This is a genomic window from Alkalibacterium subtropicum, assembly GCF_900112455.1.
GTDB classification, from domain to species: domain Bacteria; phylum Bacillota; class Bacilli; order Lactobacillales; family Carnobacteriaceae_A; genus Alkalibacterium; species Alkalibacterium subtropicum.
In genome coordinates this window covers 252954-275061 of sequence record NZ_FOLT01000004.1, presented here as the reverse complement: position 1 = coordinate 275061, position 22108 = coordinate 252954, and the positions used below count along the sequence as shown (strand labels likewise).

Genomic DNA, 22108 nt, shown 5'->3' with positions numbered 1-22108 from the left:
AATCAATGTGCAACAGAAAGCTTGTAGAATGGATGAACGAATGATGCAAAGTAAAGTGACGATTCTGGGTATTCCCTTTGACAATATGACACGGAAAGATTTCTTGAAAGAATTGTATATACGATTGAATCACGATCAGAAAACATTTTTAGTGACGGCAAATCCTGAGATAGTGATGTATGCCCAAGATAATCAAGACTACTATGAACTTCTGATGCAGGCCGATTTCATTGCACCAGATGGCATCGGGATCGTAAAAGCTTCGCACGCTCTGGGAACACCTATCAAAGAGCGTGTACCAGGCTTTGAGCTCATGCTGGGACTCCTGGAGATCGCCGATCTAGAAAAGAAGAATGTTTATTTTATAGGAGCAGAAGAGGATATCATTGAACGGACCATCGCAAAAGTAAAGGAAAAATGGCCGCACATCAATATTGTCGGCTATCACCATGGGTATTTCAACCACGCAGATCCAGAAATGATCGAAAAGGTAAAGCTTACCGATCCTGATATGATATTTGTAGCCTTCGGGTTTCCGCGGCAGGAAAAATGGATCAGTAATTACCTCAGTCAAGTCACCCATGGCATTGCAGTTGGCGTAGGCGGAAGCTTCGATGTCCTGTCAGGAAAAACGAAGCGTGCTCCCGGCTTCGTTCAGTCACTCCATATCGAATGGCTGTATCGCCTGATCAAACAGCCCTCAAGGTACAAGCGCATGTCTGTCCTGCCAAAATTTCTTCAGGAAATATACAAGCAGAAAAAAAAGGAAAAGAACTGATGAAAACTGCTCATATTAATGCCGGAAACGAAGTCGGTGGTGGACTTGTGCATATTGTTTCCCTGCTCGACGCTCTAAAAGCGGAACAGGTCGACTTGATCGTCTTAGAAGAAGGACCGGTCGCAGCAGCGGCGCGTGAAGCAGGAATCAGTGTCTATGTATTCGAACAGAAAAACCGATTTGATCTGACCGTCCTCTATCGTTTAAGAGCCTTTATCCTGGGACAGGACTATACACTCATTCATACCCATGGGCCGCGAGCCAACACCCTGATGTCCTTCCTGCGCCCTTTTTTAGAAGTGACGTGGATCATGACTGTGCACAGCCATCCTCTGCTTGATTTTAAAGGTCGGGGATTCAAAGGGAGGATGTATGAAACTATCCACCTTAAGACATTCAAACGAGCTGACGGCATCATAGCTGTTTCAAATGAAATCAGAACGTTTCTAAAGTCTCAGGGGGTACCCGCCAGTCGCGTCAGAGTCATACATAACGGGATCCGATTTTCTGATCTGCAGAAACAATCAGCCCTTGTCAGCCGGGAAACCTTTACCTTAGTCACCGTGGGACGGCTCACTGAGATCAAGGGTTATGCTGTTCTGATGGATGCTCTTCATGCGTTCGAGGAACAGGACTGGCAGTGGGTCATTTGTGGAGACGGTGAACAAATGGATGTATTAAAAAGAAAAGGGGAAGCCTACAAGCTGATGCCTCAACTGGATTTCAAAGGGTGGCTGTCTGAATCGGATATAAGGAAAGAATTACGCCAGGCCGATGTGTTTGTCCTGCCGTCTTTGAGTGAGGGCTTTCCGATGATCCTGCTGGAAGCCGCGGATGAAAAAATACCGGCGATCGCGACCGATGTGGGCGATGTCAGAGAAGTGATCCGGGATTCCAGTATGGGCTGGATCGTATCTCCAGCTGACCCGGAAGCGTTGAAGAAGGCTTTGACAGAAGCTCACGCACTTTGGAAACAAAATAAGTTAAAGAGTAAAGGGGACCGCCTGCGTACCTTCGCCTCCCGTTATTCGATCGAGAAACAATCACGGTCTGTTCTCGCTTTTTATAATGAAATCATGACAAAACACTGAAAATAGAGAAAGTTTCTATTTTCGGTGTTTTGTTTTTATATGTTTTGTATGCGCATACTTCGGCCAGAATCGACGCAGGAAAGGCGGAATTATGATATACTTCAATACAGAGATACCTTATATTCGAGGAGGAAAAAAAGATGTTACAGACCTATGCAGATGACAGCATGGCATTGCATACCGATTTCTATGAACTGAACATGATATACACATACTGGAAAAAGGGGAACCATTTAAATACGGCTGTTTTTGAAGTGTATTACCGGAATAACCCTTTCGGAATAGGCTATACCATATTTGCCGGACTGGAAAGAGTCGTGGATTATATTATGAATCTTTCGTTCAGTGAGTCGGATATCACTTATTTAAGAGAAGTGAAAGACTTCCCTGAAGACTTTTTAACGTACTTAGAGAACTGGAAATTTAAAGGAACGATCCGGGCATTTAAAGAAGGAGAAGTGGCTTTCGCTGACGAACCGCTGATCCAGGTCGAAGGTCCTATCGCTGATTGCCAGCTGATAGAAACAGCTTTGCTCAATATCATCAATTTTCAGACACTCATTGCCACGAAAGCCTCTCAAATCAAGAGTGCAGCTGGAGAGGATCCTGTGCTTGAATTTGGAGCCAGACGTGCCCAGGAATTTGATGCGGCACTCTGGGGGGCTCGGGCGACATATATAGGCGGCTGTGATGCTACCAGCAATACCAGAGCTGGAAAAATATTCGGTATACCGGCTTCCGGTACCCATGCCCACGCCCTTGTTCAGGCTTACAGGGATGAGTACCAGGCATTTAAAGCCTACGCTGAGACACATAAGGACTGCGTCTTTTTAGTGGATACCTATCACACCTTGGATTCAGGCGTTCCAAATGCCATACGCGTGGCCAATGAAATGGGAGATAAAATCAACTTCCTGGGCGTAAGGCTCGATTCGGGGGATCTGTCCTACCTTTCAAAACGTGTGCGGCAGCAGCTCGATGAAGCGGGTTATCCTGATGCAAAAATTTATGTTTCCAATGATTTGAATGCCGAAACGATTTTAAATCTGAAGATGCAGGGCGCCAAGATCGATGTCTGGGGAGTAGGAACTAAGATGATCACGGCATTTGACCAGCCGGCTCTCGGGGCAGTATATAAGATCGTTTCTGTGGAAGGAAAAGATCAGGAAATGTACCCGACACTGAAACTGACAGCTAACGCGTCTAAAATCACGACCCCCGGGAAAAAGCAAGTCTGGCGGATCCGTTCCCATGACAACAAAAAACCTGAAGGGGATTATATCACCCTTTATGAAGAAAGACCCGATGAACAAGATGAGTTATTCATGTTCCATCCACAATACACCTATATTAACAAAACGCTGGATGATTTTCAGGCACGTCCGCTGCTGCACGACATTATTGTCAACGGAAAACTCGTCTATGAGATGCCTTCGCTTGAAGCAATCAAGGCCTATGCTAAAGAGAGCCTTTCAGAGCAGTGGGAAGAACACAAGCGCCTGTTAAATCCGGAACCGTATCCTGTAGATTTGTCTCAGAAACTCTACGATGCAAAAGTGGAAACGATCAAATTGTTCAAAGAAATAGCTAAAGACAAGCCGGCAAATCAGTCGATTTTTAAATCTTGAAACCGAATGCCAATTTATAGAGGAGAGTAGATAAGATATGATGTCTGATTTACAGAAAAAGATAGTAGAAGAAATGAGGGTGTCACCGACTATTGACCCTGAAAAAGAGATCCGCCGCTCGATCGATTTTATGAAAGCATACATGGAGAAGCATCCGTTTCTTAAGTCATTCGTTCTTGGGGTCTCCGGCGGACAGGATTCCACCCTGCTCGGGAAACTGGCTCAAATGGCTGTCGAAGAACTGCGGGCAGAGACAGGCCGCGAAGATTATCTGTTCATAGCTGTACGGCTGCCGTACGGTGTGCAGGCAGATGAATCGGATGCAATGGATGCGATCGAGTGGATACAGCCGGATAAAGTGATGCGTGTAGACGTCAAGCCATCTGTCGATGCAACAGAAAAAAGCATTGCAGCGAATCTGCTTACTCTGAGCGATTTTAATAAAGGAAACATCAAAGCCAGAGAACGGATGATCATACAATATGCCATAGCCGGAGACACAAGTGGGGTGGTCCTGGGAACCGACCATTCTGCTGAAGCGGTGACTGGATTCTACACGAAATTCGGTGATGGCGGCACAGATATCAACCCGCTGTTCAGATTGAATAAGCGGCAGGGGAAACAACTGCTGAAAGAGCTGGAGGCACCGGAACACTTAGTTGAAAAAGTGCCGACAGCCGACCTGGAGAGTGATAAACCGGGCATTGCTGATGAAGTCGCTTTGGGAGTGACCTATGATGAAATCGACGATTATCTGGAAGGTAAAGAAATATCAAAGGAATCTGCAGAAAAAATAGAACAATGGTATCTGCAGACTCGTCATAAGCGTCATCTGCCCGTTACGGTTTTTGACGATTTCTGGAAATAGGCAGCCCGTCTCTGTACTCTTCAAAAGAGTATGGAGGCCTTTCGTGTGTGAACGACTGACTGTCAGGGTGATAATTAAAAGGAGGAACACTTTTGCAAAAAGTATACATCAACGCTCATATATTCACGGGTGAAGGAGAGATCGAAAAAGGCTATATCCGATTCACCAATGAGATCATTGGTGTTGGTAAAATGGAGCATTACGTGAAGCAGACGGACGAAGAGGAGTCTGATTTAACAGGGCATTATGTCATGCCGGGATTTATCGACGTGCACAGTCATGGCGGCTATGGTATGGACAACATGGACGCTGACCCAGAGAAAATCAGTGACATGACCTATAGAATGCTGGAGGAAGGCATCACCTCCTATTTTCCAACAACGATGACACAGTCTGATGAAAATATCGAAGCTTCTCTGAAAGCAATCAATGAAGCAGCTGAACTGAATCCGATGATCCAGGGGATCCACGTTGAAGGCCCTTTTATTTCTAAGGCTTTCAAAGGTGCTCAACCGGAAGCATTCATCCGTCCTGCACAACTCGACACGCTAAAAAAATGGCAGACACTCAGCGGTGAACGTATCCGTCTCATCACCTATGCGCCAGAAACAGGGGATGTAAAAGAGTTTGAATCATACTGCCGGGAGAATGACATCATCCTGTCTGCAGGTCATTCAGGTGCAACATACGCACAGCTGAAAGCATCAGGAGCCACCCATGTCACCCACCTGTTCAACGGCCAGTTGGGTCTGCATCACAGAGAAATAGGGGTAAGCGGTTTTGGCTTGCTGGAAGACGGTGTGACGGTTGAAATGATCGTCGACGGTTTCCATATCTCAAAAGAGATGGTCAAACTTGCCTATAAAGCCAAAGGCGCCGATGGGATCGCTCTGATCACTGATTCGATGCGCGCTAAAGGCAGTCCGGAGGGTGAAAGTGAATTAGGCGGACAGAAAGTGATCGTGAAAGACAAACAGGCCCGACTGAGCAATGGTTCGCTTGCCGGAAGTGTTTTGACATTTATCGATGCTTTCAGAAATATGCTGGCTTTTACCGGATGTTCCATGCAGGAAGCCGTAAAAATGAGTTCAACTAATCAGGCCAGAGAGTTCAGTCTATCTTCCAAAGGAGAACTAAAACCGAGGTTTGATGCGGATATGGTCGTTTTGGACAATGACCATATGTTGAAACAGACTATTTTAGGAGGAAAAATCAATGCATTCAACTAATTCGTCCGACATTAGGATCGAAGTCGTGAAAAATAAAAAAGAGGGCGGAAAAGTTGCTTACCGGCTAATAAAAGAGGCACTGGAAGAAGACGCTGAAGTATTCGGTCTGGCAACTGGCAGCACCCCGGAAACGCTGTACAAAGAACTGAGAGAAAGCGATCTGGATTTTTCTGACAAGATTGCCGTAAACCTTGATGAATATATTGGATTAGCGTCCGATCATCCTCAAAGTTATCATTCCTTCATGCAGGAACATTTATTTGATTCCAAGCCCTTTAAAGCCACGTATATACCAGATGGCACAGCTAAGGAAGAAGTCGAAGTCGAAAGGTACGACAAAATTCTCGAGGAGCACCCCATCGATGTTCAGATCTTAGGCATCGGAACAAATGCCCATATCGGTTTTAACGAACCTGGCACGCCTTTTGGTACCAAAACTCATAAAGTCAAGCTGACTGAAGATACCATTCAAGCGAACAAACGTAACTTTGACTCTGAGGACGAAGTACCTGGACACGCCTATTCCATGGGTATCGCCTCGATAATGGCAGCTAAAAAAATCATCCTCATGGCTTATGGGGAAAATAAAGCGGAAGCCATTGACAAGGCCGTGAATGGTCCGGTAACGGAGGATGTCCCGGCCAGTATTCTGCAGAATCATCCGGATGTCGTCATTGTCGTGGATGAAGAGGCTGCAAGCCGGTTATAAGCGGCCCGTCAATTCGTTTAAGAAAGGACAGACCATGTCAAAAAAAGTACCTGTATATATTGCAATGCATAATGAACTGAGAAAGAAAGTGTTGTCAAATGATTGGAGCAAGGGACAGAAGATCCCTTCTGAACGGGCGCTGGCAGCTGAGTTCAATGTCAGTCGCATGACAGCAAGGCAGGCGGTGAGTTCCCTGGTGGAAGAAGGGATGCTGGAAAGAAAACAGGGGGCCGGGACATTTGTGGCCTCTGATAAAGTGCGGGAAAAACTGAGCGGCATCCCGAGTTTTACTGAAACGATCGAAAAGCTTGGAAAAACCCCTTCAAGTAAACTGATGTCTTTTTATACTAAATCGGCAAGTGAGAGTGAAGCGGAGAAACTTCAGATCGGTCAGAACGAAGAAGTCCTGGTCATGGAACGTATACGCTATGCAGATGAGGAACCGATATGTTTTGAGGTGGCAACGATCCCACATCATATTGTAAGCAATATCAGCAAGGATGAACTGAAACAGCACCTCTACCAGTCCCTTTCTGACATCGGCTACCATGTTGCCCGAGCTGAGCAGGTCATTTCGGCTACATGGGCTTCTGAACAGGTAGCTGAAATGCTGCAGGTGAAAAGAGAGTCCCCGATCCTCAGATTGAAGCAAGTCAGCTACACACAGGAAGACGATCCCTTTGAATATGTAAGAGCCCAGTACGTGGGTTCACGCTACGAATTTTTTATAGAAGCGAAGAGTAATTGAAAAAAGTCACTTTTCTTTGAGAACTGACCTGCCGGGTAGTTGCCGACATGCAGTTCTTTTAAGAAAAGTGACTTTTTTTTTATTATTCATCGCCCGATAGATCATCCGGATTTTCTACATCTTCTACATCTGTTCCTGAATCCAGTTCAAGGTGTGTACGCAAGGTGCTGCGTGCCTCTTCCAGTGAGTCATCATAAGGGTTCCAGACGTACAGGTCCTGGTTGTATCGCTCGATATATTCGTATGAGGCTTCACCTGAAAGTGTGACGGATTCAATAGTGTTCGCTGCCGGTCTGTAATTCGTTGCTACTGTGATCATCTGCTGTCCAGACATGTTCGTCTGCAGATTCGGACGGATCGCATCCAGGATATTGGTGAAATTCGTGACAGAGTTGACCGAGACTAATTCGTCAATAACGGCTGCAATGACTTCACGCTGCCGTTCCTGTCTTCCAAAGTCACCTCTGGGGTCCTGTTTTCTCATCCGGGCGTATCCTAGTGCTTCTTCGCCGTTAAGTTCCTGCACACCTTCTTCGATGACGATGGCATCCGCAGTCTCTTCACTGTCCTGTACTGTGAAAGCGAAGGGAGCATCGACGGTGATCCCGCCAACAGCATCCACCAGATCGACGAGTCCTTCGAAATTCAGCGTCGCATAAAATGAAATGGGGATCGTCAAGTAATCTTCTACAAAATCGATCAGTCCTGTTATGCCCACTTCAGGATATACCGCATTGAATTTTTCCTGAGTGTTACTGTTCGGCAGGGTGATCAGGGTGTCCCTTGGGATAGAGATTATTTTTGTCGATTCTTTTTCAGGATTGACCGTGGCAACCATGATGGAGTCTGAACGTCTCGACGCCCCTGCGCCTTCTGCATCCAGTCCTAAAATGAGGAAGGAAATCGGATGGAGTTCACGCAGCGATTTATCCTGTTCGCTGGTGTCTCTCAATTCTTCTGGTGTCTCTTCGTTGACATCGCTTAGAAATTCCCTCACTTCATTTGCGTAGTACCCCGCAAGCATACCAAGGATGAGAATGATGAGCAGACCTAAACCGAGCGCGATGCGCTTTAACCTTTTTACTTTTTGTTCTTGTTTAACGTGTTTATCTGATCTCATGTGGACCTCTTTTCTAAAGGATAAATAGGCAGTACCATCTTCTTATTAGTTTAATCTAGTTAGGGGGTGATTGCAATTGTATTTTAAAAGTTCAGAATGCTTTGAGATTCCCACGGATAAAGCCGCAAGCCCTAACCTTTCGGTTTGACGGGTGGGATTCTTGAGTGCTTGTGCAAACGCAGTCCATTTCTGTCTTGTTCAAGCCTCAAGGTGAGGGCATCTCATTGCCCCTCCTAAGAGAGTGCCTATAGCATCTTAGGCTGGTTGACTGTAACCATCAACCACAGGTGCATAGCGAATATTCATTGCACCGACGACATCCCTGTGTTTTTCAAATCCACAACTGCACTGATACTTTCGGTCTCTCGCTTTGTTCCTTTCTGAACAGTTCGGGCAGGTTTGGCTTGTATGGGCAGGGTTCACATACTCGACTTGGATGCCTTCCAGTGTTGCTTTGTATTCAATGAATGTTGCCAGTCGGTAGAACGACCATGTGTGCAAGTTCTTTTCGTTTTTACGGCTTGTTCTTGCCGTCTGCCGGATGTTCGCCAGTTTTTCCAAGCGAATGACAGAAATGTGGTTGCCTTTTGCAAAATCAACAATTGCACGGCTGACCTTGTGATCGTGGTCTTTCATCCATCGTTGTTCTTTGTCTTTTGAATTGCGGATGCCATTCAATTTTTTTCGTTTGCCCAGTGCTTTTCGCTCTGAACGAAACTTCCGTTTCATGTACTTGTTTTGTCTTCCATTACCGAAAAAGCGTACGTGTTCGTCATCAGTGATTGCAAAAGCGGGTACTTTAAGTCCTAAATCCACACCCATGACTTTCGTTCCTGTTTTCTTGTCAGTAGAGATCGTGACAGCGATTTGTGCAAGCCACTTATTTGACTTTTTGGTGATACGGAGTGTTCCGAGTTTATGTTTCAGTAAATCAACATTCCTGTTCTTCTTGTCAACCAACAAGGCTCTAATAGGTGTTTTCTTAGCTCCCCCATTAATCATGATTGGCATTGAAATGTGGTGGAAATCGAAGGAGTAGTTTTGGTTGTTCCAAACGCAATGATGTTTTTTCAGAAGAGGCACTGTTTCAAAATTCGTTTTCTTCGCTTTCTTAAAAACACTCTTTGCATCTAAGACAGCTTGAGATTTTACAGCGCTGGGTAAAAAAGCATCCATATCTTTACTCGTTTTGCGGGTAGGTTTCCTTTCTTCCACCATTTCCGCTACGAGGGAGTTGATGGTCGAAATATACTCGTCACTCATTCGAGTCAAAATTGCTTCTTGTTCTTTCGTTGGCAGCAACTTGATTTTTACCGTAATGGGTTGAGACATGGGAATCAACTCCTTGTCTTTTGGGATTCAACATATGGTTTGATGGTTTGGCTCGACACATTTTCTGCGGTGGATACGAAATAGGAACGCGTCCACAAGCTTGGCATGGCTTTCAGCTCGGAGAACTCGTCACGGATGATTTTTGATGTCCCTCCTTTTATTTTCGCCATGATATCCGCAGGACTGAAAGAAAGTAGCGTATATAAGAACAAATGAACGTGGTCTTCATCCGTTTCTAAAGCGAAGATGTGGAAGCCCTGATCATCACAAATCTCTTGAATCAATTCCTTGAACCGTTCTCCGAGAGAGGGGTTCAAGAAAATCTTTCGTCTGTATCGAGGACAAAATACAAAATGATAGTTAATGAGGCTGACGGTTGTTTTGTTTCTACGATAGTTTTCCATGTATCGATAATACCATGTGTGTATATGTGAATACGCTTAACAAACATACTCAAAAAATATGTCTAAGTGTCACAGGGCTTTCGAGTTCGCAAAAGCAAGCCCTCATCCCTGCCGAGCTATCATCCCAAGATTAAAAACGTGGGTTTTTCCGCTCGGAAATGCTATAATGAGTGCAAAACAGCATGAAAAGAGAATGATTATGTTTGATATGTTTGTCGTACTTCTCGTAAGTATTTTTACTCTGATCACATCCCTGATCCTGACGCCGATCTACACTCGACTGGCACACAGATGGGGGATCATTGATGAACCTGAACCTAGAGCACGAAGGATCCATGAAAAAAGAATGCCGACGATGGGAGGGGTAACCATTTATGTCTCCTTCTATCTGGCTGCTTTCTTTCTGCTTCCCATACCGGACAGGCAGCTGATCCCCTTGTTTACAGCATCGTCACTTATCGTGCTTACAGGGATTTTTGACGACTTATTTGAATTGTCTCCCGTCATAAAACTACTCGGTATTATTTCAGCTGCAGTCGTGATTTACTTTTATGGTGACATGGCGCTGCAGACCATGACTTTTCCTTATTTCGGTACCCTGTCATTCGGTGCCCTGCAGTTTCCGCTGACTGTCCTGTGGATCGTCGGCTTTACGAATGCCATCAATCTGGTCGATGGACTGGACGGTCTGGCCAGCGGGATATCAATGATTGCCTTAACGACGATGGGGATCATCGGTTTTTTCTTTCTGACCATTGAAGAGGTTTCGGTCTCGATCATGATTTTTATTCTAGTAGCGGCTATTGCCGGTTTCTGGCCGTATAATTTTCATCCTGCCAGTGTTTTTCTGGGAGATACAGGTGCCCTGTTTTTAGGTTTTATGATCGGGGTCTTTTCTCTGCAGGGATTGAAAAATGCGACACTGATTTCACTGGTCCTGCCTATAGTGATCATGGGGATCCCTATTACGGACACCCTGTTTGCCATGATTCGAAGAAAAGTGAACAAGCAGTCCATTGTCGCAGCTGACAAGAGTCACATCCACCACCGTCTGATGACGCTCGGGCTCTCTCACAGACAGGCGGTCCTGGCCATTTATTCTGTTTCTGCCATTTTTTCGATCATTGCCCTGCTTTATAATTTTTCTACCCTGATCGGTTCTGTTTTGTTAACAGTATTTGTGATCGTCGGTGTCCTTCTCTTTGTGGAAATCATTGGTCTGGTGAAAGAGGACAGGCGACCGATCCTTGATAAGTTAAAAAAGTTTGCCCGTAAGCTGAACAAGTAATAAAAAAGAGACCTCCCGGATTTCGTCTTGCTGACGATGCGAGAGGTCTCTATTTATTTTTTCTTGCTGTTCGTGCTGGCGGCAGAAGCGTCATCCAATTTTGCCGAACTGGATATCTCCTGCGTTCTGTTCAGGGAACTTTTGAGCTTGCTCTGAATGGCCTCGAAACTGTCCGGCTGGATCTTAACGAGATCCATTCCGCGTTCGGTAAAGCTTGACCACTCAAAAATATGTGTCGAAATGGAAAAAGAATCATTCAGTCCCGTTTGGGCAATGGCTGTCATGTCGCGCATGCGCATGTTTGTCTTCATATTGCTTCCGACTGTTTCAGCAATGCCGGTATATTTCGTGATGGATCCAGCCTTCAACGCTTTTCGAATGATGGCTTCAATGATCAACTGCTGACGTTCGCCCCGTTTCACATCATTGTCGATTTTGCGGGTCCGGGCCAGTGCCAGGGCTTCTTCGCCGGTCAATGTCTGATACCCGGGTTCAAGCGTGATGGCGCCCATCTGATCATCAGAATTCATTTCGTCGATAGCTATCGGGACATTTATTTCTATGCCGCCCAGTTCATCGATGATATCCAGAAACGCTGCAAAATTGAACGTCGCATAATAATGAATCGGCACATCAAGCCATTCTTCCACCGTCTGCACCATGGCACTTTCTTCTCCGACAGCATAGGCGGAATTGATCCGGTCATACCTCAGGGTCGTTCCTTTGTTAATGATGGGGACAAAAGTATCTCTAGGGATGGAAACCATGTTCATCTCATGTGTTGTCGGATTGAGCGTCGCATAAATGATCGAGTCGGCACGCGTGGACCCAAGCTGCCGATCTTCATTATTATCGACGCCAAGGAACAGGATAGAGACCGGTTCGTCGATGGGGTTGACTTTTTCAACGGCTTCCTGACGTTCGATTTCTGCAAACGACGCTTCGATTTCATTCTCTACGGTAGCAAAAAGCTTGGCAAGATAGACAGCCCCTATGAGGATAATCGTAAAGAGGGGGATCAGAATGCTTAAAATGATCCGTTCATTTCTTTTCTTCTTTTGACTCTTGGTATAGCTACGTGATGACTGAGACTGATTATTATGTTTAGACACTAGAGTTACTCCTTTAAGATAAGTTGAAACACCTGATTATTCATTACTATTATTATGGTAAAGCTCACACATGTCAATGCATGAGGAAAAACTGTAAATATAAACAGGCTGACATGAGTCATATCCTGTTTAAGGACAGGCAGGTCTGATTTTTGGTCCGGATCAGCGAATAAACAGCCGTGAAGCCCCCATAGACTGGGCTTCTGTCACTTCTTCTTTATTCTTCGACAGCGACTTCGATCCAAGCTTTTGCACCGACTTCAAACTCGGCAGTGCCGTTCGTCCAGTCGATGACTTCGCTTTTAAAGGCCTCTGTTTTTTTTATCGGGATCAGACAATGAAAGGTCACATCAGCTGCATAGTCTGTAGAGTGGATAGTATAAACAGATTCCTCAAGGGTGTTCTGGAGTTTTCCGCTCATAGGATAAGAGACAGTCAGCGCGATAAACTGCTGCAGCTGTTTCTCAATGAGCCCGACATGATCAAGCGCCTCGCTTGTCGCTTGTCCATATGCCCGTATCAGTCCGCCGGCACCCAGTTTAGTCCCGCCGAAATAACGGGTCACCACAGCTGTCACATTCTGGATCTGTCTTTTTTTCAGCACTTCCAGTATAGGAACACCGGCAGTGCCGCTGGGCTCCCCGTCATCGGAAGCGCGCTGGATCTGACCGGTATCTCCGATCAAATAAGCTGAACAGTTATGGTTGGCTTTCCAGTGTTCCTTTTTCATTTTTTCGATAAAAGCCTGAGCAGCATCTTCTGAGTCAGTACGTTTAAGTGTACAAATGAAGCGGGATTTCTTTATGTTTATTTCATGGGAACCGTATTCTTTAATTGTTCGATAATTTTTCACTTTATCGTCCCTTTCAATTAGTCTTTATGTTGGCGTACAATAAGAAACATGCTATAGTGTAAAGGTGATTACCAGGTCAACTCTCATGAAAGCGAGGTGAAAAAATGCGTATAGCTATTGTAACAGATAGTACAGCTTACTTAAATAAGGAAGAATATGAACAGGATAATATTTATTTCGTCCCCTTATCTGTCATTTTTAAGAATGAGGTCTTCAAAGAAGAAGTGGATATCACATCCGATGCTTTCTTTGAAAAAGTAAGAGAATCGGAACAGCTTCCGACAAGTTCTCAACCCACTGTGGGGGATCTGACGGCACTTTATCAGGAACTGGAAAAGGATTATGATGCGGTCATCAGCATACATTTGTCCAGCCGTATTTCCGGAACTTTTCAGAATGCCTACAGTGTCGTTCAGACAATGGATAACATCAATGTGTATCCATATGATTCTGAGATGGCTGCTGCAGGACAAGCGTATCTTGTCAGAGCCGCTGCCAAACTGGCTAAAGAGGGCCACTCGGTGAATGAGATCATCGAACAGCTGGATAAGATCAAACAGGAAACAAAAATCTACTTTATTGTCGACGACCTGACCAACCTGATCAAGGGCGGAAGATTGTCCCGGGCAGCCGGTGGGGTAGCGACAGCACTGAAAATCAAGCCTGTGTTGACGTTCAGAGGTGGCGAGATCATTGCCTACGATAAGATCAGAACGAAAAAGAAAGCCTTGAAAAAGATCGAATCACTTTTAGCAGAATCAGTTAAGGAAAAGGACTATCCGCTCGTTGCCACAGTCGTGCATGCCTATGCTGAAGACGAAGCTCAGGCATTTAAAGAACAGATGGAAGACAAGTTTCCAGACGTACGGTTTATATCCAGTTTCCTGGGGCCCGTCGTTGGCGTACACACTGGAGAAGGTGCTGTAGGGATGTCATGGACTATCGACATTGAAAGACTCTAACAAGCTATTATACTATAATGTTTAGTAAAAGCACCAGATTTCTGGTGCTTTTTTTATTTTCATTAAAAAAATCATTTTTTAACTGAAAAGGTAATATTAATAGTAACTAACTTTTAGAAGGATGAAGGATATGATCGATTACTCACTGTTTTACGGCCGAAGTCTGCTGAAAGAAGAGCTGCCTTTTAAGCTGACCGAAGAAATCACTGGCAAGCTTAAAAAGGCCCCGGCATTTGTCACTGTTAATGGCGAAAAAGTCTGCGCCCGGTGTGCCTCAGTTTCTACGGTGAGCAGGAGGTATCCCTGCACATGCGGAGGGACCTGTTTGTATTGTCGGGAATGCATCGGTTTGGGGAAAGTAAGAGAGTGCGCTATGTTATACACGCTGACGGATCCCCGTCAGTTTGTATCATTCGACAAACCGTGTCTGAAGTGGGAAGGACAGCTGTCGGCTCAGCAGAGTGAGGCATCCTCACAGGTTATTGAGAGTATCCTCGCCTACACAGAAACGATCCTCTGGGCGGTCGCCGGAGCCGGAAAAACAGAGATGCTGTTTCGAGGCATTCAAGAGGCACTTGAAGACAACAAGCGTGTCTGCATAGCCTCGCCCCGGGTCGATGTGTGTCTTGAACTGGCGCCGCGTATCCATGATGCCTTTCCTGATGTGCCTCTTGCCGTTTTATACGGTGGCGCAGAAGAGAGCTATAGGTATACGCAGCTTGTCATCGCCACGACGCATCAACTCTATCGGTTCGATGATGCCTTCGACGTCCTGATCATCGATGAAGTGGATGCATTCCCCTATCATCTGAACCAGGCTCTTCTCTTTGCAGCAGACAAGGCACGCAGGAAACCGTCCTGTCTGATACACTTGACGGCTACGCCGGACAGGTGTATGCAGAAGCGGATTAGCAGCGGGGAGATAAAGGCCGTGATTCTGCCTGCCCGCTACCACGGCTTTGCCTTGCCGGTCCCCGAAGGCGTGTATCATAAGAGTACTTTAGTGAATGAGAGTCAGGCTGAAAAAACAGTGCTTATCCGACACATGCAGCAGCTAGTCGACCAGAAGCAGACATTCCTCCTGTTTCTGCCGACCATAGCGTTAATGGGAAAACTGGAACCGATCTTGAAGAGCATTTTCTCTGAAGTTTCTTTTGAATGCGTCCATTCCAGAGATATCCTGCGTAAAGAAAAAGTAAAGAAGATGCGTGACGGGGAACTGATATTTCTTGTGACCACAACGATCCTGGAACGAGGAGTGACGTTTGAAAACATCGATGTCCTCGTCTGGGAAGCGGATCATGCCGTGTTTACTGAAGCCGCTTTAGTGCAGATCGCAGGGAGAGCCGGTCGGTCAAAAAATCATCCAGATGGGAAGGTCACTTTTTATCACCATGGCTGGACGAAAGCGATGAAAGCGGCGGTGAAACAGATCAAAAGAATGAATCACCTGGCACGCCGTCGAGGGTTGATAAGATGAGCAGATGCCTGTGGTGTCAGGGAACGGTCGACATGCCGATGACATTTTCTCAGCTTTTTTTCGAAAAACCATCTGAAAAGCGTTTATGCCGGTTATGCAACGGGCTTCTGGCGGCCGTTGCTGACTCCGCCCTAAAATGTGCCAGGTGCTGTAAGATTTCGGACAAAGCTCAGTGTGAAGACTGTCAGAACTGGCAGGAACGGTATCCGGACTACCCGTTCATGCATAAAAGTCTATTTTATTATAACGCCTTTGCGAGAGATTACATGGAAAAGTATAAGATCATGGGCGACTGCGAACTCTCCCTGCTCTTTGCCGATGAACTGAAGGGCTATTTCAGGCCGGTGCTGGAACATTCTGTTCTTGTACCGATCCCTATTACTGAGCAGAGCCAGGCAGCGAGAGGCTTCAATCAGGTAGAGCTGCTGCTGGAAAGCGCCGGGCTGCCTTATGTGAAAGCTCTGAATAACGTAGGGGAAGGAGAGAAACAGGCCAGAAAAAACAGACGGGAAAGACTGCGCATGACTCAGCCATTTACCTTGGAATATCCTGCAGTATCCAGACTTGAAGGTGCCTCAGTCATTCTGGTGGATGATTTATATACAACGGGCCGGACACTGTTTCATGCAGCGGACGCGCTGAAAAGCGCATTGCCGGGGCGCATCCAGACCTTCTCATTGTTCAGATGATTTTAGTCCTTTGAAAAAGTGTGCTTTGATTGAGAAAGCAAACGCTATCATGTATACTGAACTTAAGCAAACATAATAGTTTTGCTTAGAGATGGCCTCGGTCATTGTGTTATGATGGAGACTATACTAGATTTGGAAGGGTGAAGCATTATGCTTAGATACAATGTTAGAGGAGAAAACATTGAGGTGACTCAAGCCATAAGAGAGTACGTAGAAAAGAAAGTCGGAAAGATCGAGAAATATTTTAACGATGTGCCGGAAGCCAATGCACATGTTAATTTAAAAACCTACTCTGATAAAACGGCGAAAGTTGAAGTCACTATCCCGCTGCCCTACGTTGTTTTACGTGCAGAGGAAACTTCCCCAGATTTATATGGAAGCGTCGATTTGGTCGTCGATAAACTGGAACGTCAAATGAGAAAATATAAAACAAAAATCAACCGCAAAAACCGCCGTTCACAAGGCGTCGATGCACCACAGCCTGTGGATAATGATTTGTGGGCTGATCTGAACATTGAAGAAGATGATGAAGAGTTAAGTGCAGCGATCGTCCGAACAAAACGTTTGAGCCTTAAGCCAATGGATGCAGAAGAAGCCGTCCTGCAGATGGATATGCTTGGACACAACTTCTTTATCTTTGAAGACGCGGATACTAATGGAACAAGCATTGTCTATAAACGTAACGACGGAAAATATGGATTGATCGAAACAGACTAGACCGTCATTAATCAGCGGTATTTTTACTGATAGGTGAGAAGAGAAGGTGGGACAAAAGTCCCGCCTTCTCTTTTCTGAGTTTAGTCAAGGTAAAGCATTCATCCCGCAGTATTGTGACCAGTTCAACGACGTCCTTTCATTAGAAGTAGTCTCAAAAGCGGTTTAGCGACCAGTTGCGGTAGTGATTTTCAGGAAGTTGTCTCAAAAGCCATTTAGCGACAAGTTCACACCGCAATTTTCCAGAAAATAGTCTCAATACCCTTTTAGTGATCAGTTGATACAGTGATTCACTGAGAAGTGGTTGTCATGCAGTGAAAAATGCAAAAGAATGTTCTGGTTCTTTAAGAATTTAAAAAAAGCAACGAGACCGGGAGTTTCTAACCCGGTCTCGTTGCTTTTCTGCATTCATCCAATTTCTTTTTACAAGTGTTCCGTGCTGTTCCATTTTTCCAAAGTGAAATGCTGGTCTTCATAATGCAGGAGGGTGATGCTGGTGTTATCCAATGGCGTAAACGACCGGTAATCCTCTACACCTTTCCCCAATAAAGACAGCACCGTACACATGATCAGAATACTGTGTCCCACAAAGAGGATGTCTTCACCAGGATACTCAGAAACGGCGTCCAGAATGGTTTGTCTGCCTCTGGTTGTCAGTTGTTCGTATGTCTCGCCCTTGATGTCCTTTGGATCATATAACTCCGGCTGGTTCCTCAAATGATGAAAAAGGGTCGGATAGTTTTTCTCCACATCTGAAATACGCAGCCCTTCCCAGGTCCCATACATCATTTCTTTGAACCCCTCAACGAAGTCTACGGTATAAGAAGAAGTAAATTTATTCGTGATCAGTTCGGCGGTTTGTACGGCGCGCTGCTGTGGACTGACGATCACGTGCTCGATGTGTTCAGTATTCAAGTATTTCCCTGTTTTTTCAGCATCTCTCAGACTTTCTTCAAGCAAGGGAGAATCGATGCCTCCCCCTTGAACATAATTCCCCAGATTCAATTCTGTTTTCCCGTGTCGGACAAAAAATAAGCGCTGCATCGCTGTTCACCTCGATAGTATTATGAGTTAATCTTAACACAACATCCCTCTCAGTTGGAAACCCTTTCTGCTTCTTTCAGTGAGGAGAAATGAGTTCTGATCACTTCCGGTATATATGTATTATGAGGCCTTTTATTTGACCTTTAATAATGGTATGATAATACAGTATGAGAAATTCGAGAAGTATAGTAGCAGAAATGAAACAATAGAGGAGATTTACATTCATGGCTCACTTATTAAAGAGGATATTTGAAAACGATAAAAAAGTATTGAGAAGATATGGGAAAATTGCCGATAATATCGAAGCTCTAGGCAGTGAAATGGAAGCTTTGACAGATGATGAGTTGAAAGCTAAAACAGAAGAATTCAAAAAGCGCTATGCTGAAGGTGAAACACTTGATGATATGCTTGTTGAAGCTTTTGCTACCGTGAGAGAAGCGGCGCGTCGTGTGCTTGGACTGTATCCATTTAGAGTACAGCTGATGGGTGGGATTTCATTACACGAAGGCAATATTTCCGAGATGAAAACAGGTGAAGGGAAGACCCTGACAGCTACGATGCCTGTATATCTGAATGCTATCGCCGGCGAAGGCGCACACGTTGTTACAGTCAATGATTATCTGGCTACACGTGACGCAGAAGAGATGGGCGAACTGTACAGATGGATGGGTCTGACTGTTGGGTTGAACCTTAATTCGAAAACATCTGCAGAGAAAAGAGAAGCCTATCTGTGCGACATCACTTACTCAACGAACAATGAATTAGGTTTTGATTACCTGAGAGATAACATGGTCGTCTATAAAGAACAGATGGTTCAGCGTCCTTTGAACTTTGCGATCCTGGATGAGGTCGACTCTATTCTGATCGACGAAGCCCGTACCCCGCTGATCATATCCGGACAGGCCAATAAGTCCACGTCCTTCTATACACGCTGTGATTTCTTTGTCAAAGGTCTGAAAGAAGAAGAAGACTACACGATCGATCTGTCATCCAAATCGATTTCCTTGACGGAAGAAGGTATCGAAAAAGCAGAACGTACTTTCCACGTTGCAAACTTGTATGATATCGGAAACCAGGCTCTTGTGCATCACCTGGACCAGTCGCTGCGTGCCAACTACATCATGCTTCTTGATATCGACTATGTCGTCGACGATAACGCAGTTAAAATCGTTGACCAGTTTACCGGCCGTATCATGGAAGGCCGCCGCTATTCAGATGGACTGCATCAGGCGATCGAAGCGAAAGAAAACGTCGAGATCCAGAAAGAATCCAAAACGATGGCAACGATCACCTTCCAGAACTATTTCCGTATGTATAAAAAACTGTCCGGAATGACGGGTACAGCCAAAACGGAAGAAGAAGAATTCAGAGAAATCTACAACATGAACGTTATTGCTATCCCAACGAACAGACCTTTGATCCGTGATGACCGTGATGATCTGCTTTACCCGACGCTTGAAAGTAAATTCAATGCGGTGGTAACGGACATCAAAGAACGTCATGCCAAAGGCCAGCCGATCCTTGTGGGGACTGTGGCTGTCGAAACGTCCGAACTGATCAGCGGTCTGCTGAAAAAAGAAGGCATCCCTCATGAAGTGCTGAATGCGAAAAACAACTTCCGTGAAGCGGAAATCGTCGTCAATGCCGGTCAGCCCGGAGCTGTAACGATCGCTACGAACATGGCTGGTCGTGGAACTGATATCAAGTTAGGCCCTGGAGTGAAAGAGCTGGGTGGTCTGGCAGTTATCGGAACTGAACGTCATGAATCAAGACGTATCGATAATCAGTTAAGAGGACGAGCCGGTCGTCAGGGAGACCCTGGTGTTTCTCAATTCTACCTATCACTGGAAGATGATTTGATGAAACGCTTCGGTTCCGAACGTATCCGAATGGTTCTTGAACAGCTTAAAATCGCTGAAGATGATGCTGTTATCCAAAGCCGTATGATCAGCCGGCAAGTAGAGTCTGCCCAGAAACGTGTAGAGGGGAACAACTATGATACCCGCCGAAACGTCCTCAAATATGATGACGTGATGCGTGAACAGCGTGAAGTGATCTATTCTCAGCGTCAGGAAATCATTATGGAGACAGAGTCACTGAATTACGTGACGGTACCTATGATCAAGCGTACCATCCAGCGTTATGTCCAGCTGAATACACAGCAGGAAGATTCGTCAAAATGGAATCTGGAGCATATCGAAGACTTTGCGCATACGACACTCGTGCATCCGGAAGACTTGAGCGTTGAAGATCTTAAAGGCAAATCAGCCGATCAGATCGAAAAACTTCTCGTCGATTTGTCACTGGCCAATTATGAAGAGAAAACATCTCAGTTAAATGGGAAAGAACAGGTTCTTGAATTTGAAAAAGTTGTGGTTCTGCGTGTCGTAGATAGAAAATGGACAGATCATATCGATCAGATGGATCAGCTAAGGCAGGGGATCGGCCTGCGTTCCTACGGCCAGTTCAACCCGCTGACTGAATACCAGCAGGAAGGCTTCACGCTGTTTGAGGAAATGATCGGTGAGATTGAACACGATGTTACCCGTCTGTTGATGAAATCTCAGATCAGACAGAACCTGCAACGTGAGCAGGCTACACCAAGCAGTGATAAAAAACAAGTGAAACGCAAGTCAGAAAAACCAACATTTTCTCATGACGAAGAGACACATACACGCATGGGATAATGATAATAATAACCCGAAAAAAGGAACGGATAGTTTATCTGTTCCTTTTCGGCTATGTAAAATGGAGGATCAATATGGAATTAAATGAAATAACCAATAAATTAAATGAAGCAAGAATAAAAGTTGAAGACTTTAGGGGGTCTCTTTGACTTAGAAAAACTGGAAACAGACATTGCTGAATTCGATCATATGATGGCTGATCCCACTTTCTGGGATAATCAGGAAAAGGCTCAGAAAATCATTCAAGAAGCCAATGAAAAAAAAGGTGTCTATCAGACATTCAATAAAATGGAAGAAATAATTGAAGAGACGGTCATTCTGCTTGATATGCTGCGGGATGAAGAGGATGAAGATGTTCGTGCTGAAATTGAAGCAAATATATCTGAGCTTGATCAGACGATCAGTCAGTTTGAGCTGGATATGCTCTTGAGCGAACCCTACGATAAAAATAATGCAATCGTAGAACTGCATCCAGGTGCCGGTGGGACAGAATCTCAGGACTGGGGTGAAATGCTCTACCGCATGTATACCCGATGGATAGAAAAAAGAGGCTTCTCTTATGAAGTATTGGATTATCAGAGCGGGGACGAGGCAGGGATCAAGAGCGTCACCCTACTGGTCAAAGGAACGAATGCTTATGGATTGCTGAAGGCGGAAAAAGGAGTACATCGTCTGGTGCGTATCTCGCCTTTCGATTCCAGCGGCAGACGTCACACCTCATTTGTCTCCATCGATGTGATCCCTGAGATCAACGATGAGATCGATATTGAAATCAATCCTGACGATATCCGTGTCGATACGTTCCGTGCAAGCGGCGCCGGCGGACAGCATGTCAACAAAACAGATTCCGCTGTGCGTATCACACACAAAGAAACCGGACTCGTGACTTCCAGTCAAGCCGGCCGATCGCAGACAGCAAATAAAGAGCAGGCAATGAATATGATGAAAGCTAAACTATATCAGAAAGAACTCGAAGAGAAAGAACGGGAAATGGCTGAAATCAGAGGTGAACAGAAAGAAATCGGCTGGGGATCGCAAATCAGATCCTATGTGTTTCATCCTTACTCCATGGTCAAAGACCACCGGACAGATGAAGAGACAGGTAATGTGGATGCAGTCATGGACGGGGATATCGATCCGTTCATCGATGCCTATTTAAGATTGACGATGAACCGTTAGTTCCTTCACGAGTTCAGAGTGAACGCTCGGGCGTCCTGTGTTAAACTCATTGGACCTTGACCATCGGAGCTTAAGGGTAGAAACAGACTTATTACTATACGCTTTCAAAAAAAGTTGAAAGAGGTTGGGACAAAAAGGCCCCAGCCTCTTTCCTGCGTTTAGCCCGGAACCGCTGAAATAAAGTGAAACGGAA

At 45.3% G+C, this 22108-nt stretch carries 20 protein-coding genes; 14 read left to right on the top strand and 6 right to left on the bottom strand.

The genetic code is table 11. The features are described from left to right. The first annotated feature begins 28 nt into the window (after positions 1-28). The 7 genes from BM049_RS06390 (at position 29) to BM049_RS06360 (ending at position 7051) form a co-directional block, all read left to right on the top strand. Positions 29-778 carry a WecB/TagA/CpsF family glycosyltransferase gene (locus BM049_RS06390; RefSeq protein ID WP_245751880.1) on the top strand — a complete coding sequence of 250 codons (750 nt, stop codon included), beginning with the start codon at positions 29-31 and terminating at the stop codon, positions 776-778. Beyond that, positions 778-1869: a glycosyltransferase family 4 protein gene (locus tag BM049_RS06385; RefSeq protein ID WP_177188616.1), complete on the top strand. Its 1092-nt coding sequence runs from the start codon at positions 778-780 to the stop codon at positions 1867-1869. Before BM049_RS06390 ends, BM049_RS06385 begins: the two co-directional genes overlap by 1 nt. 140 nt (positions 1870-2009) lie before the next feature. Then, entirely contained in the window at positions 2010-3497 is a 1488-nt protein-coding gene (locus BM049_RS06380; RefSeq protein WP_091529589.1) for a nicotinate phosphoribosyltransferase, read from the top strand. Positions 3498-3537: 40 nt separating this feature from the next. Next, positions 3538-4365, top strand: coding sequence for an ammonia-dependent NAD(+) synthetase (gene nadE, locus BM049_RS06375; protein WP_091529653.1), 828 nt, complete (start codon positions 3538-3540; stop codon positions 4363-4365). 92 nt (positions 4366-4457) lie between these two features. Beyond that, positions 4458-5594 carry an N-acetylglucosamine-6-phosphate deacetylase gene (nagA, locus tag BM049_RS06370; protein ID WP_091529587.1) on the top strand — a complete coding sequence of 379 codons (1137 nt, stop codon included), beginning with the start codon at positions 4458-4460 and terminating at the stop codon, positions 5592-5594. A 10-nt stretch (positions 5595-5604) separates the two neighbouring features. Continuing rightward, positions 5605-6303 carry a glucosamine-6-phosphate deaminase gene (locus BM049_RS06365; RefSeq protein ID WP_091529651.1) on the top strand — a complete coding sequence of 233 codons (699 nt, stop codon included), beginning with the start codon at positions 5605-5607 and terminating at the stop codon, positions 6301-6303. A 34-nt stretch (positions 6304-6337) separates the two neighbouring features. Then, the gene (locus tag BM049_RS06360; RefSeq protein ID WP_091529585.1) at positions 6338-7051 is read left to right on the top strand and encodes a GntR family transcriptional regulator; all 714 of its coding nucleotides are present in this window, start codon (positions 6338-6340) and stop codon (positions 7049-7051) included. 82 nt (positions 7052-7133) lie between these two features. On the opposite strand, the gene BM049_RS06355 is transcribed toward BM049_RS06360, so the two are convergent. From BM049_RS06355 to tnpA, 3 genes are all read right to left on the bottom strand, one after another. Further along, entirely contained in the window at positions 7134-8171 is a 1038-nt protein-coding gene (locus tag BM049_RS06355; RefSeq protein ID WP_091529583.1) for an LCP family protein, read from the bottom strand. A gap of 255 nt (positions 8172-8426) precedes the next feature. Then, complete coding sequence (locus BM049_RS06350; RefSeq protein WP_091529582.1) at positions 8427-9503, bottom strand: RNA-guided endonuclease InsQ/TnpB family protein; 1077 nt, start codon at positions 9501-9503, stop codon at positions 8427-8429. A 5-nt stretch (positions 9504-9508) separates the two neighbouring features. Continuing rightward, a complete protein-coding gene (tnpA, locus tag BM049_RS06345) occupies positions 9509-9907 on the bottom strand; it encodes an IS200/IS605 family transposase (protein ID WP_091529580.1) in 399 nt (132 codons plus the stop codon). Positions 9908-10106: 199 nt separating this feature from the next. On the opposite strand from tnpA, the gene BM049_RS06340 reads away from it, so the two are divergent. After that, the gene (locus BM049_RS06340; RefSeq protein WP_091529579.1) at positions 10107-11195 is read left to right on the top strand and encodes a glycosyltransferase family 4 protein; all 1089 of its coding nucleotides are present in this window, start codon (positions 10107-10109) and stop codon (positions 11193-11195) included. 53 nt (positions 11196-11248) lie between these two features. Here BM049_RS06340 and BM049_RS06335 read toward each other — a convergent pair whose 3' ends face one another. Both BM049_RS06335 and BM049_RS06330 read right to left on the bottom strand, forming a co-directional pair. Then, the gene (locus BM049_RS06335) at positions 11249-12307 is read right to left on the bottom strand and encodes an LCP family protein (RefSeq protein ID WP_091529578.1); all 1059 of its coding nucleotides are present in this window, start codon (positions 12305-12307) and stop codon (positions 11249-11251) included. Between the two features lie 217 nt (positions 12308-12524). After that, positions 12525-13160 carry a YigZ family protein gene (locus BM049_RS06330; protein WP_091529576.1) on the bottom strand — a complete coding sequence of 212 codons (636 nt, stop codon included), beginning with the start codon at positions 13158-13160 and terminating at the stop codon, positions 12525-12527. Positions 13161-13264: 104 nt separating this feature from the next. Here BM049_RS06330 and BM049_RS06325 point away from each other — a divergent pair, with 104 nt between their 5' ends. From BM049_RS06325 to hpf, 4 genes are all read left to right on the top strand, one after another. Continuing rightward, positions 13265-14122, top strand: coding sequence for a DegV family protein (locus BM049_RS06325; protein ID WP_091529574.1), 858 nt, complete (start codon positions 13265-13267; stop codon positions 14120-14122). 130 nt (positions 14123-14252) lie between these two features. Beyond that, positions 14253-15602, top strand: coding sequence for an ATP-dependent helicase ComFA (locus tag BM049_RS06320; RefSeq protein WP_091529573.1), 1350 nt, complete (start codon positions 14253-14255; stop codon positions 15600-15602). 266 nt (positions 15603-15868) lie between these two features. Further along, entirely contained in the window at positions 15869-16291 is a 423-nt protein-coding gene (locus BM049_RS11810) for a ComF family protein (protein WP_177188615.1), read from the top strand. A 150-nt stretch (positions 16292-16441) separates the two neighbouring features. Next, positions 16442-17008 (top strand): ribosome hibernation-promoting factor, HPF/YfiA family, encoded by a 567-nt coding sequence (hpf, locus tag BM049_RS06310; protein ID WP_091529570.1) that lies wholly within the window; start codon positions 16442-16444, stop codon positions 17006-17008. Between the two features lie 420 nt (positions 17009-17428). On the opposite strand, the gene BM049_RS06305 is transcribed toward hpf, so the two are convergent. Beyond that, entirely contained in the window at positions 17429-18049 is a 621-nt protein-coding gene (locus tag BM049_RS06305; protein WP_091529568.1) for a histidine phosphatase family protein, read from the bottom strand. Positions 18050-18273: 224 nt separating this feature from the next. Here BM049_RS06305 and secA point away from each other — a divergent pair, with 224 nt between their 5' ends. Both secA and prfB read left to right on the top strand, forming a co-directional pair. Continuing rightward, positions 18274-20736, top strand: a complete 2463-nt coding sequence (gene secA / locus BM049_RS06300; protein WP_091529566.1) for a preprotein translocase subunit SecA — start codon at positions 18274-18276, stop codon at positions 20734-20736. 74 nt (positions 20737-20810) lie between these two features. Then, positions 20811-21915 (top strand): peptide chain release factor 2 gene (gene prfB / locus BM049_RS06295; RefSeq protein ID WP_177188614.1). Its coding sequence is split into 2 segments (ribosomal slippage): positions 20811-20873 and positions 20875-21915, totalling 1104 coding nucleotides; the frame shifts between segments, so codons are not numbered across the junction. Positions 21916-22108 lie beyond the last annotated feature (193 nt).